Source organism: Nocardia goodfellowii, from assembly GCF_017875645.1.
In the GTDB taxonomy this organism is placed as follows: Bacteria; Actinomycetota; Actinomycetes; order Mycobacteriales; family Mycobacteriaceae; genus Nocardia; species Nocardia goodfellowii.
This window is the reverse complement of record NZ_JAGGMR010000001.1, coordinates 1561236-1577108: the sequence shown is the minus strand read 5'-3', so window position 1 is coordinate 1577108 and position 15873 is coordinate 1561236. Positions and strand designations below refer to the sequence as shown.

Genomic DNA, 15873 nt, shown 5'->3' with positions numbered 1-15873 from the left:
ATAACCAGGGTTCACAGATACACCGCACTCCCATACTCTGCAAGAAGATCAGCATGAGTAACGGTGCGTACCAGCCGATTTCGAACAATATGCACTTTTCGGCGCGATCTGCGGAACACCCATCGAAGCTGGTCCGATATATACACAGAGTCCGTCCACCCGGGCGGGCGGGGAGGTCGTGATGAGCAGCGACGCCATTACCCAGACCGCGCCGAAGCGCATGCGCCGGCATCGGATCAGCGCGGAGCCCGCGCGCGGCAACGCCGCCCAGGTGGTGCTGAACTCGGCGCAGATCTTGGTGAACTCCGCCCAGATCCTGCTGAATTCGGCCCAGCTGCTGACGAGCAAGACGCCGCCCCTGCCCAGCGCGGACCCGTTCCACCGGCCGCCCAAGGGCTTCGCGAACCGGCCCGCCGGTACCGTGCTGCGCAGCCGCAAGATCGAGCTCGCGCTGTTCGGTGTGGTGCCGCAGCAGGTTTCGGCCTGGCAACTGCTCTACCGCAGCACCGATATGCACGGCACGCCGGAGGCCGCCGTCACCACGGTCCTGCTGCCCGCGGGCACGGACCCGGCGGAGGAACGCCCGCTGCTCGCGTTCCAGACCGCGATGGACGCGGTCACCGAAAAATGCGCGCCCTCTTACGCTTTGCGCCGCGGCGCGCGGGCGATCGGCGCGGTCACCCAGTTCGAATGGCTGCTGGTCGCCAACGCGCTGCGCCGCGGCTGGGCGGTATCCATCGCCGATCACGAAGGGCCGCACGGCAATTTCGGCGCGCCCCGCGAACCCGGCTACCGCGCACTCGACGGCGTGCGCGCCGCACTGAGTTTCGCGCCGCTCGGCCTGCATTCGGGCACTCAGGTCGCGGCCTGGGGTTACTCCGGCGGCGGGATGGCCAGTTCGTGGCTGGTCGAGATGGCGCCGACCTACGCGCCGGAGCTCAATCTCGTCGGCGCGGTGCTCGGCGCGCCGGTCGGCGACCCCGGCCAGGTTTTCCTGCGGCTCAACGGAACCGCGTACGCCGGGTTGCCCGCCGTCGTCATCGCCGCCCTGCACAAGCTCTACCCCGCCCTCGGCGCCGTGGTCCGTGAAGGGCTCACCGCGGAAGGGCAGAAGTTCGTCACGCATGCGGAGAACTCCACCCCGGTCGGCTCGATCGTCGGGCTCGCCAATCAGCGGCTCGGCGACTTCCTCACCGGCGAGCCGCTGGAGCAGATGCTCGACAGCCCGGAGTTCAAGACCATGTTCGACGATCTGCGCCTGGGCAACTCGACCCCGGCCTGTCCGCTGCTGGTGGTGCAACCGGTGCACGACCAGATCATCCACATGGACGGCGTCGATGGCCAGGTGACGCGCTATCGCGACGGCGGCGCGCACGTCACCTATGTGCGCGACCGGCTCAGCGAGCACTTCTCCATGCTGGTGCTGCATACCCCGATCACCCTCGGCTGGCTGGCCGACCGGCTGGCCGGGGCGCCCGCGACCGCCAACACCGATACCACCGTCTGGTCGGTCCTCGCCTCCCCCGCCGGAATACGTGGCCTGCTGGAGATGGCGTCCACCGCGGCACGCGTGGTGCTGGGGCAGCCGCTGCGCTCGGAGACCCCGTCCGCCCCGCGGCTACAGCGAGAACGCGCGGCCTGAATTACGCCGCTCGAGGCGCTCCCCGGGGTTCGCTTAGCGTCCCCCTGACACGATGCTGGACAATGGACGCGTGAACGACGCCGTTAACCATACTGACGAGTCGGTTCCGGGGCCGTCCACAGCCGCGGTCCCCCTCGAAGCCGGACGACGCTCCACCACCGGCTCCCGCCTCTACCCGCGGGTCACCAGTTTCCGCTCCCGCCGCGGCGCGCTGACCCCGAATCAGCAAGCGTCCTGGGACCGCATGTGGCCCCGGATCGGCCGCCCGGTCGGTGACGAACCGCTCGACGCCGACGCCTGGTTCGGCCGCTCCGCACCGCTGGTCATCGAGATCGGTTGCGGCACCGGCACGGCCACCGCCGAGATGGCCCAGGCCGAACCGCACCTGAACCTCATCGGCATCGAGGTGTACCAGCCAGGCCTGGCCCAGCTCGTGCAGCGCATCGAACGCGAGGACATCGGCAATATCCGGTTGCTGCGCGGCGATGCCGTCGACGTGCTGGAAAATATGATTGCCGAGAATTCGCTTACCGGTGTGCGCGTCTTCTTTCCGGACCCGTGGCCCAAGGCGCGCCACCACAAACGCCGACTGCTGCAGCCCGCCACCCTGTCGCTCATCGCCAGCCGCCTGCGGCCCGGAGGTGTGTTGCACGTCGCTACCGACCATGCCGATTACGCGGAGTGGATCGCCGCGGTGGGAGCCGGAGAACCGCAGCTCACCGGCTTGAACGAGGCTACCGGCGGCGTCAGCGCCGAGCATCGCGACACCGCGCCGATCGGGTTCGACCGCCCCGTCACGAAATTCGAAGGCAAGGCACAACGCGCCGGAAGCGCCATCACCGAGTTCATATGGGGCAAGATCGAATGATGATCGCCAGTGAGTTGGCCTCCGAGGTCACCGATGTTGCCGGGGAGGTGCAGGGCCCCGAAGTGTTGAGCGTCTCGACACCGGACGTGCGCCGGGTCCTGCTCGTCTGGGACGCGCCGAATCTGGACATGGGCCTCGGCGCCATCCTCGGCGGCAGACCGACCGCCGCCTACCGCCCGCGTTTCGACGCGCTGGGCCGCTGGCTGCTCGCCCGCACCGCCGAACTGTCCGTCGGCAGCCAGACCCGGGTGGAACCGGAAGCCACCGTCTTCACCAATATCGCGCCCGGCACCGCCGATGTGGTGCGGCCGTGGGTGGAGGCGCTGCGCAATGTCGGCTACGCGGTTTTCGCCAAGCCGAAAGTCGACGAGGACTCCGATGTCGACGCGGACATGCTGGCCCACATCGAACTACGCAGCCGCGGCGCCGGACTGGCCGGCATCATGGTCGCGTCCGCGGACGGCCAGGCCTTCCGCGAACCCCTGGAAAAACTTGCCGCACACGGCATCCCCGTACAAGTATTGGGGTTCCGCGAGCACGCGAGTTGGGCCGTCACATCGGATACCCTCGAGTTCATCGATCTCGAGGACATCCCGGGTGTGTTCCGTGAACCATTGCCACGGGTCAGCCTCGAGTCGCTGCCCGACGAGGGTGCTTGGCTGCAGCCGTTCCGGCCGTTGTCCGCACTGCTCACCTCTCGCCCCGCTCAAGGAGTCGCTTAGTGTTCACACGCTGGGGCGATCTGGTCTACCGGCTGCGCTATTCCGTCATCGGGCTGGTCGCGGCCGCCCTGCTCTCGTTGGGCTTCTACGGCCTCGGCGTGGCCGACCATCTCGTCTCCAGCGGGTTCGACGATCCGACCTCGGAGTCGACCCACGCGGCACGGCTGGCGGACGCCTCCTACGGGCGTGATCACAACAGCGACGTGCTGGTGCTCTACGCCGCCCCGGCCGGCAAGACGATCGACGACCCCGAGTTCAAGCAGAAGGTCCTCACCAGCCTCAATTCGCTGCCGAAGGACTACCCGGGTCAGATCGCCAAGATCAACGGCGCCTACTGGCAGACCGAAACCGGTCCGGCCCAGCCCTCGCTGTTCGGGTCCAAGGACAAGAAGTACACCTTCGCGTCCATCGCGATCGTCGGTGACAACGACACCGACATGGTGCGCAACTACCGGGTGGTCAAGGACAAGTTCGGCATTGCGGGTATCGACACCGAGGTCGCCGGCCTGCAGGCGGTCGCGGGCACGCTGAACGACACCATCGCGCACGACTCCAAACGCATGGAGGTCATCGCCTTCCCGGCGGTCGCGCTGTTGCTGTTCTTCATCTTCGGCGGCATCGTCGCCGCGGCGCTCCCGCTGATCATCGGCGGCCTGACCATCCTCGGCGCCAACGGCATCATCATGTTCCTGACCAAATTCACCGAGGTGAACAACTTCGTCGGGAACATCGTCTCGATGATCGGTCTCGGTCTGGCCATCGACTACGGCCTGTTCATCGTCAGCCGGTTCCGCGAAGAACTCGCCGAGGGCTACGACACCAAAGCCGCGGTCCGCCGGACCGTCATGACCGCTGGACGCACCGTCGTCTTCTCCGCCACCATGATCGTGGCCAGCCTCGCGGGCCTGCTGCTGTTCCCGCAGGGCTTCCTGAAGTCGATCGCCTACGGCTCCATCGCCACGGTGACCCTGGCCGCGCTGACTTCGATCACCATCCTGCCCGCGATGCTCGCCGTGCTCGGCAAGCGGGTGGACTGGCTGGGGCTCAAGTTCATGCGCAAGACCAAGACCGCCGAAGAAGTGGAGAACGGCTTCTGGGGGCGGCAGACCCGCTGGGTGATGCAGCATCCGCTGAAGATCGCGGTCCCGATCACCATCATTCTGCTGCTGCTGATCATCCCGGTGAAGAACTTGGCGTTCGGCGGTATCAACGAACGCTATCTGCCGCCGGACAATACGACCCGGCTCGCGCAACAGCACTTCGACGAGATCTTCCCGCTGCGCAAGACCGACCCGATCATGCTGATCTTCGTCTCCCCGAACAGCAGCAACGTCGGCAAGGTGTGGAAGGAAGCCAACGCCGCACCCGGTCTCGCCGGTCAGTTCGAGGTGCCCTCGCGTTCCCAGAGCGATCCGAACGTGTACCGCACCACCGCGACCCTGGCCGACTCGGAGAATTACGACCCGACCATCGACTACCTGCGTGAGCTGTCCCTGCCCGACGACGTGCAGATGTATGTCGGCGGCACGCCCGCGATAACCCGGGACAGTATCGAGGCGCTGGTCGACCGCATGCCGATGATGATCGGCCTGGTGCTGCTGGTCACCATGCTGCTGATGTTCCTGACCTTCGGTTCGCTGGTGCTGCCGATCAAGGCCGCGCTGATGAGCGCGCTCGGCCTCGGCTCCACGCTCGGCATCCTGACCTGGATCTTCATCGACGGTCACGGCGCCGGTCTGCTGAATTTCACCCCGCAGCCGATCATGTCACCGATCCTGGTGCTGATCATCGCGGTGGTGTACGGCCTCTCGGTCGACTACGAGGTGTTCCTGTTGTCGCGCATGGTGGAGGCGCGCGCACAGGGCGCGTCCACCACCGAAGCGGTCCGCATCGGCACCGCGCAGACCGGACGCATCATCACCGCCGCGGCGCTGATCCTGCTCGTGGTGGTCGGCGCGTTCGCGTTCTCCGACCTGGTGATGATGAAGTACCTGGCCTACGGCATGGTGGCGGCGCTGTTGATCGACGCCACGATTCTGCGCATGCTGCTGGTGCCCGCGACCATGAAGCTGCTCGGCGACGACTGCTGGTGGGCGCCGAAGTGGATGAAGAAGATTCAGCAGAAGGTCGGGCTCGGTGAACCGATCCTCGATGATGAGCGTCCCGGCGGCGGCGAGCTCGTCGACCTGGTGAAAACCACCCCGGTCACCGATCCCGTCACCATGGTGATGCCGGTCCTGGAGGACGGTCAGCGCCCGCCGAAGTCCCCGCGCCGCCCGCGCACGGTCGCGGAAATCGAGGCGGAAGCCCCGACCCAGCGCTTGGACAAGGTGCCGCCGGCCCCGCCGCCGCGTCGGCCGCGGATTCTGCCGCCCAAGACTCAGCAGGGCGAACCGCCCCGGCCGCCCGCGCCGATGCCGCCCGCTCCGGACCCGACCCGGCCGCGCGTGGCGCCTCCGGTGCCGACTCCGGAGGTGTCGCGGACGGTGCCGCCCGTGCCGGAACCGGCGAATACGGAGCCGTTCACGCCTGAGCCGGAGGAGCACCGGCCCACGCACCATGCCGCATCCGAGCCCGCTGCCGACCCGCCTCCGGACGACAATCGCAGCAGCATCGAGAACTGGATGGCCGAGTTGCGTTCGTCGCGCCGGCGGATCGCCGATACCGAGCCGGGCCGCCATGCCGGTGGGGACGGGCGCACGGTGAGCGTGAACGAACTGCTCCGCCGCCGCGAGGAAGAGTAAGTCGCACAAGAAAAGGCCCGTCCAGCTGGACGGGCCTTTTTCGTTGCAGGTCAGGATGATCGAGCGTCGTCGCGGGTACCGGCCTCGGCGAAAGCGCGGGCGTATCGGGTGCCCGCCAGCAGGAGCAGCACGCCGACCACCAAGAAGGCGGCAACCCGGATGAGGCCGTCGAGGGTGGCGAGGTCGAACAGGAACAGTTTGGCCAGCGCGGCCGCGGTGACGAGCAGACCCGATCCCAGCGCGACCTTCGCTACCGCCCTCGCGCGAGCGAGATTGCGCAGTCCGTAGAGCAGGGCCGTCGTCGCGGCGACCATCCAGAGAATGGTCGCGGCGCTGTGACCGATGACGAAACCGTCGGTGGCGCCGGTGGCCACACCGATCGAGACCGTCGCCGCGGTGACCGCGTAGAGACCGGCGGCGCTCGCGGCGATCCACAGCATCGACTGCCCGGTGTCGTCCTTGCTCGAGGCCGGTGCCCGGCGCAAGCCCCACACCGCCACCGCGAGCGCGGCCAGTCCGAGCACCGCCGCCAAGGCTGTCGGGAGATCCAAATATTTCTCCGCGAGCCGTTGTGTGGCCAAGGTTTTCGGGTTGACCCGGTCGACGAAGGTGAGCGCGCCCAGTACGGCGAAGACCCCGCCGATACCCGCGGCGACGCGATTGCGCTGCCGGCCGGCGACACCGAGGTAGCCGATGGCGACCAAGAACAAGGCGATCGGGGCGGTCTGCACCTGGGTTGCCTGGACACAGACTTCTAGCAGCGCGAAGGCGCCCGTGACCGCGGCGGCGATTCCGGTGTGTGCCGGAATACGCGTCACCGTACGAAGTTTCGGCAGCATCGCGAGCGTGGCGACAGTTGTCAGCACCGCGGCAGTGGTACCGGCGATGAGCATGCTCGGCAGGCGGTCGAACAGGGCCACGGCCGCCAGCAGCGGAATGGTCGAGATCGCGAAAGCGACTGTGGCAGTGAGGTCTTGAGGACGCTTGCGTCCCACCAGAAGCGCACCGGCCAGACCGATCAGTGCGACGGCGATCGCCGCGGCGAGCACCCAGTGCACGCGGTCCCGCTGCGCGGAATCGAAGCCGGCGATCATGACGTACAGCAGCGTCACCAGCACCGCGGGCATGGTGCGGACGATATGCAGCGCCGGCCAGTCCTTCACCAATTGCACTGGTACGCCGGCCAACTGGAGCACGATGAGGAAGCTGAGCAGCACCAATTCCGACGTCACCACCGGCGCGAGCAATGCCGCCCCCGCCACCACCAGCACGGCCAACGCCTGCGCGTTCCACCGCAATGCCAGCGCCACCCCACCGGCAGCGATCGCCAGCGCCAACGCCAGACCGCCCCCTCGCGGCAGCCACTCATAAGTCGAAGTCACCGCCACGACATCCAAGTAAGCGCCCGCGAACCCGGTGGCCGCCAATGCGATACCGCCGACGCGCCCACCGGCGCGCCCGAACACCCGCATGCCGACACCGACCAGGGTCGCCGAGAACAACGCGCCCGCGACAACTCGCGGCACCGGACCGAAGATCCCGGCCTGCGCCGCCAACACCAGCAGCATCACCACACCGACCAGCGTCACACCGACACCGGCCACCGCCAGCACCCGGCTGATCACCCCTTCCCGCTGCCACCACGGAGTCCCCACCGGCTTACGCACCGGCGGCCGCGGCGGCCCACCCCGCGGGGGCACCGCAGCCCAACCCGGCTGTTGCGGCACAGCCCAACCGAACCCGGCCCCCTGCGACGGCCGCCCACCATAGACAGCCCCCTGCCCGCCACCACCCTGCGGGGATGGTGTCGACCCGAACGTCTGCCCCGTCTGAGTCGACGGACCCGTCAGCGGCGACTGAGCCGTCTGCGGCTGCTGCGGCTGCGGAATCCACGCCTGCGACCTCGCCTCCGCGGGCTGCGCGGCTGCCATCGATGCTTCTTGGCCGAGCAGAGCACCTGACGACTGCTGGACACGATCCGTTGGCTGCTGCCTGTCGTCTGGGGGTTGGGTTCTTGCCTGCGGGTGCGCTGGGTCTTGGGTGGGTGCGGTCGGGCTGGTGGAGGGTTGGGGGTGTTCGGTCGAAACGGCTTGGCTCGCGGCCACTTCCGTGGCTACTTGGGTGCGCAGCACCTCGAGGTCGCGGCCGAGTTCGCCCATTTGCGCGCCGAGGGCGGTGAACTCGCCGGAGAGTCGCGTGAGCAGCACCGGATCGATGGCTGTAGTCATGGTTCGATGGTCGGCTTCGGCGGGGGCCGGCACATGAGTAGAAACACCCGCGGCTGAGGCGGGTTATACGCGATTTACGCAGGTGTGAAGCGTCCGGCGGCGCGATCGATCACTTCGTCGAGGACTTCGCGGGAGCGGAGCAGATCGGTGATGGTGCGGTTGATTCGATCGCGCTCGATCGTCAGTGCGGTCACCAGTTCTGGGGTCGCGTATTCGTTGGCGCCGCCGTCGGAATCGCGCATGCACGGCAGCAGCTGCGCGATCTTCTTGCTGTTGAGTCCGGCCGCGAACAGTTCCTGGATGTGGATGACGCGGTCCACGGCGCGTTCGGGATAGTCTCGGTGCCCGCCGGACGTGCGGTCGGCCGCGAGCAGCCCCTGCTGCTCGTAGTACCGCAGCGAACGCTCGCTGACCCCGGTGCGCTGTGCCAGTTCCCCGATTCGCATCCGCGACCTCGCATTTCGATTTCGGACTTGATTCTCACATCAATGTCAGGTTTTACCGTACCGGTATGACGAACACAGCAGCCACCGCACAGCTTTTCGACTCGGCCCGCCTCGGCACCCTGGAACTTCCGAACCGCCTGGTGATGGCGCCGATGACACGCAATCGCGCTGCCGCCGACGGTGTCCCGTCACCGCTGATGGCGACCTACTACGCCCAGCGCGCGTCGGCGGGCCTGATCATCGCCGAGGCGGCCACACCCAGCCGGGTCGGTCAGACCTATGCGAATATCCCCGCTGTCTACACCGAAGCGCATGTGGCGGGGTGGCGTCGAGTCACCGCGACCGTGCGCGCCGCGGGCGGCCGGATGTTCCTGCAGTTGCAGCACGGCGGGCGGGTCGGACACCCCGACAACAGCGGCGTGCACCCGGTGGCTCCGTCACCGATTCCGCTGCCCGAGACGATCCACACCCCCAGCGGCCACCAGGACGCGGTCGTACCGCGCGAACTCACGGTCGACGAAATCCACGCCACCGTCGATGATTTCGTCGCCGCCGCCCGCAACGCCCTCGACGCGGGCTTCGCGGGCGTGGAAATCCACAGCGCGAACGGCTATCTGCTGCACCAGTTCCTGGCACAGAACACCAACCATCGCACCGATGCGTACGGCGGCACGGTCGCCAACCGCATCCGATTCACCGTCGAGGTCGTCACAGCGGTCGCGGCGGCCATCGGACCGGAGCGGGTCGGCGTGCGCATCTCCCCCGCCGTCACCGCCAACGGCATCGACGAAGGCGATACCGCCGCGATCTATCCCGCCCTGGTCAGCGCCCTGGCCGACCGGAATCTCGCCTATCTGCACGTCGTGTTCGCCGATCCGGAAGACACCGTGTTCCAGCGGATTCGCGAGATCTGGCCGGGCCGTCTGATCGCCAACCCGAATCTCGGTTGGGGCCAGCCCTTGCCCGCCGACGGCGGCAAGCGAGCAGCCGAACGCCTGCTCGCGGCCGGCGCCGACTTCGTCTCCCTCGGACGTTCTTTCCTCGCCAACCCCGATCTGGTCCAACGGTTCCGCACCGGCGCCCCGCTCAACCAGGTTCGAGAAGCCCACCTGATGTATGTCGGCGGTGCGGAGGGCTACACCGACTACCCCACCGCGGCGGGCGACCTCGTCGCCGCGCCCGCGGCGTGACCGCGACCGGCCCCTATCCGATCCCCGGGGGCAGGGGCCGGTCGCGGTGAATCACGGGGTGGGTGCGGGTAACGCGATCACGTGGTGCACGGCATCGATGACGACCGAGCGGGGTGGCATGTGCAGTACGCCCTGGGCCGGTTCGGCGGCCCAGTGCCAGCCGAAGCTGGAGTCGGTGGTGGGCAGCAGGACGTAGCGGCCGCTCGGGACGACGGTGACCTGGTGCGCGGCCAGGTGCCGGCGGACGGCGATGTCCACCGGTTTGGCCGTGGTCGGCGGGGCGACCAGGAAGGTCCAGGTGCGGTCGCCGGGGTCGGCGACCACCGGTGTCTGCAAGGCCGGGTCCAGTGCCTCCAGCACGCTGCGGCCCAGGTGGGGCGGCATGACCAGGGCGCCGAGGATGGAGCCGGTGGTGATCATCGGACGGCCCGCCAGCAATTGCACCGGGAGGCCGAAGCGACGGCGCAGCAGGTGGGCGATTTCGTGGGGAGAGTGACAGCTTTCGAACATGGCGCTCACTCCTCCACGCATCCGGTGGCGGCCCCTTCCGGTAAAGCTAACTGTTCGGGGAGGCGTTGGGTGTGGCAGGTGAGGTGTGCACCGGTCGCGCGATCCGCGCGAGAAGTGGTGTTCGGCATGGTTATCATTGCCGCCGCCCTTTGCTTTCTCAAAGTTGCAGAAACACAACGGTATTCCGAACGGGGCAAAACAAGTCGTACGCAATGTCCCACTTTCGCCCAGCGCTATCACCTAGCGTCGTATCCTGAAACACGGATGTAACAAAGGGGTTTGGATAGATGGACGATTCGTCGATCGGCGTTCGCATCCGGCGTTTCCGTGGCAAAGCGCTAACGCAACGTCAGCTCGCCGACCAAGCGGGGGTCAGCGTCGATCTGGTGCGCAAGCTCGAGCAGGGCGGACGGCAGACCGCCTCCATCGCCAGCCTGCAAAAGCTGGCCCGCGCACTGGATGTGGACATCGCCGATCTGGTCGGAAAACGTCACGGCGTGCCCTCGGGCAACCCGGACGCGGGCATCGTCGCGATCCGCCGTGCCCTAACCCCCGTCGACGACCTGCTCGGCGAGCCCCCCGAAGACCAAGCCATCTCGCTCGACGAGGCTTCCCGGGCGGTGGATTACGCGTGGGGCGCGTACTGGGTCGGCCGCTATGAACTACTCACCACCATCCTGCCGTCCGGCCTCACCCAGCTGCGCGCGACCGCGCACGCCGCCCGCAACGGCACCGTCGCGCCCGCGAACGAGCAACTGGCCCGGATGTATTGGGTAACCGGCTGCACCCTGGTTCATCTCGGTCAGACCGACCCTGCGTTCCTGGCCATCCGCCAAGCCCTCGCCGCCGCCGAACAGGGCGCGGATCCGTTGCTGCTGGCCACCATCCGCGGCTCGGTCGCCTGGCAGCTGCTGGTGCAGGGCCGCTACGACGAGTCGCGCCGCGTCGCCCTGCGCGCCGCCGCAGAACTCGAACCCACCGGCGACGCGACCCCGGCACAGCTCTCGTCCTATGGTTCCCTGGTTCTGCAAGGCGCGACCGCCGCCGGCCGCGCCCAGAACGTCCCCGAAGCGCTCTCGCTGATCGATGCCGCGAGCGAGGTCGCCCTGCGCCTGGGCGCCGACCGCCGCGACTACGAAACCTATTTCGGCCCTTCCCAAGTGGTGATGCAAACGGTCGACGTGAACGTCTCCTCCGAGCGCTACGCCGAAGCCCTCGACGCCGCCGACAAGATGCCCGCCACCGTCGGCCTCCCGCAAGCCTCCCGCGCCCGCCACCTCGCCGACACCGCCGTCGCCTGGGCCCGCACCGGCCAGCACAAGCGCGCCCTCGATGCCCTGCTGCACGCCGAACGCGTAGGCGGCCCCGACTGGATCAAATACCAAGCCCTCCCCCGCCACATCGTCTCCGAACTTCTCGACCACGACCGCCGCACCCCCCTCCGCGCCTTCGCGCACCGACTCGGCGTACACACCTGACCCTCGCCTATCGGTAAGTGTCCATCCTCCGCCCGATGGGCGCCATAACCTCGGAGGTCAGGCTCAGTGGCCCATGAGCTTGCGCCAGTGGGCGATGAAAGGGTGCTTGGCGGTGACCGAGCCGAAGCGGAGTTGACCGCGGACGACGAGGTGCAGGGGCCCGATGGGCGGGCCGGTGCGGACCTTGTTGTTGATGCTGGAGCCGAGCAGGTCGAGCTGGTTGAGGTCGACGGTGGCCTCGGCGGGCACGATGAGGGTGAGGGAGCTGAAGTAGTCGTCGACCTGGAGTTCGACGACCTGGGTGGACATGATGGCCTCGGTGAAGTCGAGGGTGGTGCCGGAGAACCAGTTGTTCAGGCGCAGGGTGGGTGAAACCTGCCAGGGGCCTTTACGGGTGACCCCGGACATGCGACTACGAATGACATCGCCCGGGTGGGCGGGCACCGGACCGGGTTTACGCAAAGAGGGTGCCGCGTTCACGAAACGGGTCGGCTGAGCAGCGGGCTGACCGATCAGCCGGACACCGGGCAGATCGATGAGCACGGCGTTGAGTTCGCCGCGGGTTCTGGCGGCGAGGGCGGTGTCCATGCGTTCGGTGAACTCACCGAGGGAGAGCATGCCGAGGCCGACGGCGCGTTGCAGCAACTCACCGACGTGTTCGCGTTCGGCGTCGGAGACGCGCAGGTCGCGGTCGCCGATCGTGCCGCCCGCGCCATTGACTGTTTCCGGGCCACCCATGACATCGAGAGTAGCGAGAGCCGGGCCGCTGGACATCCGGGAAAACCCGGATCCCGCGCCGCGCTCAGGGATGACCGAACCGCTACTCCAGCCCTTGCTCGATCGCGTACCTGGTCAGCTCCACCCGATTGGCCAGTTGCAGTTTCCGCAGCGTGGCCTGGACGTGGTTCTCCACCGTCCGATGACTCAGCCCGAGCCGGGACGCGATCTGCTTGGCGGACAAGCCTTTCGCCACCATCCGCAGCACCTCGGTCTCCCGCTCGGTGAGCGCGGGCCGATGCGGCTCGTCCGGTTCGGCCGGCGCGGTCGCCATCCGCCGATATTCGCCCAGCACCAGCCCCGCCAGTCCGGGCGTGAACACCGGCTGCCCCGCGGCGGTGGCGCGCACCGCGTCGATCAGCTCGGTCGCCGACGCGCTCTTCACCAGATATCCCGACGCCCCCGCCTTGATCGCCTCCAGCACGTCGTCGCGTTCCGCGGACGCGGACAGCACCAGCACCCGGCTGTCCGGCGACACCCGCAGCACCTCGGCGGTGGCTTGCGCCCCGTTTCCGTCGGTGAGCTGCATATCCATCAGCACGACCGCGGGCTGCACCGCCGCGGCCCGTCGGGTCGCGGCGCCCACACCGTCGGCGGTGGCCGCCACCTGGAATCCGGCCTCGGTCAGATCGCGCGAGACACCGTCCCGCCACATGGGGTGGTCGTCCACCACCATCACCGAGATCGCCGCACTGTCGGTCATCGCCGTCTCCTGTTCCCCGCCGCGGGTCACCGGGCCAGACCCTCCCTCATCGTGCCAGACCCGCGACCTGCGACGGAAGCACCCGGACTCACAGCCCGGCGCGCGGGATCCGGAATTCCCATTCGGTTCCGTCGTCGGCGGTGAGCAGCTCCGCGGTGCCGTCGAGGGTGGCGATCCGCCCGATCATGGAACGCGAAACCCCCATCCGCCCTTCGGCTTCCGCCTCGGCGAGCCGCCCGGGCGGTATGCCCACTCCGTCATCACGCACGCTGATGATCAACTCGTCACCGGTGTCTTCCAGCAGCACATAGGCTTTCGCTCCTGGGCCGGCATGCAATTCGACATTGGACAGCGCGTTGGCGACCACCGCGGCGATCTCGCGAGCCGCCCACCGCCCCACCATGACCGGGTCGCCCGGGGTCGACACGAACACCGTGGGCGTGGCATGCACCGTCAACAGCGAGCGCAAGTCCACCTCGGCGCCGCCCGCGTCGCGCTTGGCCCCCTGCTCGGAGATCAGCACCCGCAGCGCCACCTCCTGCTCACCGGCCCGCTGCGCCAATTCCTCAGTCGGACCGCCGATTTGGGTGCCACGCCGCTTGATGTAGCTGAGCACCTGCAACACGCCGTCGTGCACTTCCCGGGCCAGCCGCTCGCGTTCCTCGGCCGCCGCGGTCAACCGCACCGCCTGCCGCAACTGCTCCTGCGCCCGTCGCGCGGTGTTGGCCGCCAGCCCGAGCGCCAGCCCCACCGATACCAGCACCGGCAGCGTCGCATCGGTCCACACATCCTGGCCCCACTGATCCCGCACGGTGATGATCACCAGGGAAATCAGGACGCCGGAGGCGATTCCGAGCACCGGCCCGCGCAGCAGCGCCGCCGAGATCACCGCGTTCGCCGCCCACAGCGTGGTCGGCAAGGTCTGATGCCCGTGGTACCAGTCGTAGTCGGCGACCAACCGGGTGGCGGCGATCAACAGGATGACCACCAGGTGATCGCCGAGCACCACCCACAGCCGCACCCGCGCCACGGTCGCCACCCACCAGTGCGACAGCAGGAACGCCGAGGCACCCGACCACACCGCCATGAGCGCGATGAACACCCAGCTCAGCCGCTGGTTGTCGTAGTACTGCACGGACGCGACCTGCTGCCCGACCGCATAGAGCAGCGTCACCAGCCGGAAGGCCTGCACGGCCCGCCACAGCGGCGCTGTCGCCGCCTCGCTCGGACTCAGCCCGCCCACGTCGTCGGCCGCGCCCCCGGTCTGGTCAGCTGTCGCGTTCCATGCCATCGGTACCCTCGGTCCGCAGTGGGCTGTCCGCCCGCTGCTCCTCGTCGGCGAGTGTGGCGGCCACGTCGAACCGGTCCGGGTCGGGCCGGTCGGGCGCGGCCGAATACAACCGTCCCACTTCGGGTTTCAACTCCTGGAACGCCTCTTCCGGACTTCCGGCCAGCAACGATCGAATCGCGGTGTTCATCACCGCCACGAACGGCACCGCCAGCAGACCGCCCGCGATACCACCGAGCACCACACCCGCCGTGATGGCCAGCACCACCGCGAGCGGATGGATGCTCACCGCCCGGCCGAGCAGAAGTGGTTGCAGCACATGCCCTTCCAGCTGCATCACCGCGATGATGATGCCGAGCACGATCAGCGCGGTCACCAGGCCCTTGGTCATCAGGGCGATGAACACCGCGACGAACCCGGCCAGGAACGCGCCGATGATCGGCACGAACGCGCTGATGAACACCAGCGAGGCCAGCGGCAGCGCCAGCGGCACCCCGAGGATCGCCAAGCCCGCGCCGATACCGATGGCGTCGACCGCGGCCACCACCACGGTGGCGCGCACGAACCCGACCAGGGTGCCGAACCCGAGCTGACCCGCCACCCGCACCCGTTCCCGGTGCACCCGCGGCACGATCCGGGTGACGAACTCCCAGATCTGTTCGCCGCCGTAGAGGAAGAAGATCAGGATGAACAGCGTGAGGAAGGTGCCGGTCAGGATGTGCCCGATCACGGTGGCGGTGGTCAACGCGCCGCTGGTGAGACTGTCCTGATTCGACTGGATCGTCTTGACGATGGTGTCGCCCGCATTGCGGATCTGCTCGTTGCTCAGATGCGGCGGCCCGTTGATCAGCCAGTCCTGCACCTTGTGAATGCTCTGGGTGAATTCGGCGGTCAGCTTGGGCATGCCCGCGACGAACTGCTCCACCACGAAGGTCATGATTCCGGCGACCACACCGAGCGAACCGATCAGCGCGACGAAGACCCCCACCCCGCGCGGCACGCCCAGCCGATGCATCCAATCCACCATCGGCGCCAGCAGACCCGCCGCGAGCAAGGCGATGGCCAGCGGAATCACCACCGTCGATAGTCGCTGCACGATCATCGCCAGCACACCGAGCGCCGCGGTGATCACCAGCAACCGCCACGCCCATTCCGCCGATTGCCGGACCAGCGGATGCACCGCGTCCGCGGCGGTCGCACGCGACGACGGCGCCGGAGTCTGCTTCTGGTCCGTCACGGCACCGAGCCTAATCGGAGCGGCTGACTCGAGCGGGTGT

At 68.2% G+C, this 15873-nt stretch carries 13 protein-coding genes; 6 read left to right on the top strand and 7 right to left on the bottom strand.

The genetic code is table 11. The features are described 5' to 3' along the window. The first annotated feature begins 181 nt into the window (after positions 1-181). The 4 genes from BJ987_RS06705 to BJ987_RS06690 are packed head-to-tail and all read left to right on the top strand — an operon-like array spanning position 182 to position 5976. The gene (locus tag BJ987_RS06705) at positions 182-1642 is read left to right on the top strand and encodes a lipase family protein (protein WP_245365847.1); all 1461 of its coding nucleotides are present in this window, start codon (positions 182-184) and stop codon (positions 1640-1642) included. A 52-nt stretch (positions 1643-1694) separates the two neighbouring features. Next, positions 1695-2510 (top strand): tRNA (guanosine(46)-N7)-methyltransferase TrmB, encoded by an 816-nt coding sequence (gene trmB, locus BJ987_RS06700; protein ID WP_209885684.1) that lies wholly within the window; start codon positions 1695-1697, stop codon positions 2508-2510. Beyond that, a complete protein-coding gene (locus BJ987_RS06695) occupies positions 2510-3232 on the top strand; it encodes an NYN domain-containing protein (protein ID WP_209885682.1) in 723 nt (240 codons plus the stop codon). Before trmB ends, BJ987_RS06695 begins: the two co-directional genes overlap by 1 nt. Then, a complete protein-coding gene (locus tag BJ987_RS06690) occupies positions 3232-5976 on the top strand; it encodes an MMPL family transporter (RefSeq protein ID WP_209885680.1) in 2745 nt (914 codons plus the stop codon). Before BJ987_RS06695 ends, BJ987_RS06690 begins: the two co-directional genes overlap by 1 nt. A 50-nt stretch (positions 5977-6026) precedes the next feature. Here the strand turns inward: BJ987_RS06690 and BJ987_RS06685 are convergent, their stop codons facing one another. Together BJ987_RS06685 and BJ987_RS06680 are read right to left on the bottom strand one after the other, a co-directional pair. Beyond that, positions 6027-8204 (bottom strand): DUF2339 domain-containing protein, encoded by a 2178-nt coding sequence (locus BJ987_RS06685; protein WP_245365846.1) that lies wholly within the window; start codon positions 8202-8204, stop codon positions 6027-6029. A gap of 74 nt (positions 8205-8278) precedes the next feature. Continuing rightward, positions 8279-8650, bottom strand: a complete 372-nt coding sequence (locus BJ987_RS06680) for a MerR family transcriptional regulator (RefSeq protein ID WP_209885678.1) — start codon at positions 8648-8650, stop codon at positions 8279-8281. A gap of 65 nt (positions 8651-8715) precedes the next feature. Here BJ987_RS06680 and BJ987_RS06675 point away from each other — a divergent pair, with 65 nt between their 5' ends. Next, complete coding sequence (locus BJ987_RS06675) at positions 8716-9840, top strand: alkene reductase (RefSeq protein WP_209885676.1); 1125 nt, start codon at positions 8716-8718, stop codon at positions 9838-9840. 51 nt (positions 9841-9891) lie between these two features. Here BJ987_RS06675 and BJ987_RS06670 read toward each other — a convergent pair whose 3' ends face one another. Beyond that, positions 9892-10350, bottom strand: a complete 459-nt coding sequence (locus tag BJ987_RS06670) for a hypothetical protein (RefSeq protein ID WP_209885674.1) — start codon at positions 10348-10350, stop codon at positions 9892-9894. A 287-nt stretch (positions 10351-10637) separates the two neighbouring features. On the opposite strand from BJ987_RS06670, the gene BJ987_RS06665 reads away from it, so the two are divergent. Continuing rightward, entirely contained in the window at positions 10638-11828 is a 1191-nt protein-coding gene (locus BJ987_RS06665; protein WP_209885672.1) for a helix-turn-helix domain-containing protein, read from the top strand. A 63-nt stretch (positions 11829-11891) separates the two neighbouring features. On the opposite strand, the gene BJ987_RS06660 is transcribed toward BJ987_RS06665, so the two are convergent. The 4 genes from BJ987_RS06660 to BJ987_RS06645 all read right to left on the bottom strand — a co-directional run bounded on the left by BJ987_RS06660 (position 11892) and on the right by BJ987_RS06645 (position 15833). Next, positions 11892-12527 (bottom strand): DUF1707 SHOCT-like domain-containing protein, encoded by a 636-nt coding sequence (locus tag BJ987_RS06660; protein ID WP_209897951.1) that lies wholly within the window; start codon positions 12525-12527, stop codon positions 11892-11894. A gap of 121 nt (positions 12528-12648) precedes the next feature. Next, positions 12649-13308 (bottom strand): response regulator, encoded by a 660-nt coding sequence (locus tag BJ987_RS06655; RefSeq protein WP_209885670.1) that lies wholly within the window; start codon positions 13306-13308, stop codon positions 12649-12651. An 88-nt stretch (positions 13309-13396) separates the two neighbouring features. Further along, positions 13397-14599: a MacS family sensor histidine kinase gene (gene macS, locus BJ987_RS06650; RefSeq protein ID WP_209885668.1), complete on the bottom strand. Its 1203-nt coding sequence runs from the start codon at positions 14597-14599 to the stop codon at positions 13397-13399. Then, a complete protein-coding gene (locus BJ987_RS06645; protein WP_307869518.1) occupies positions 14577-15833 on the bottom strand; it encodes an AI-2E family transporter in 1257 nt (418 codons plus the stop codon). Before BJ987_RS06645 ends, macS begins: the two co-directional genes overlap by 23 nt. Positions 15834-15873 lie beyond the last annotated feature (40 nt).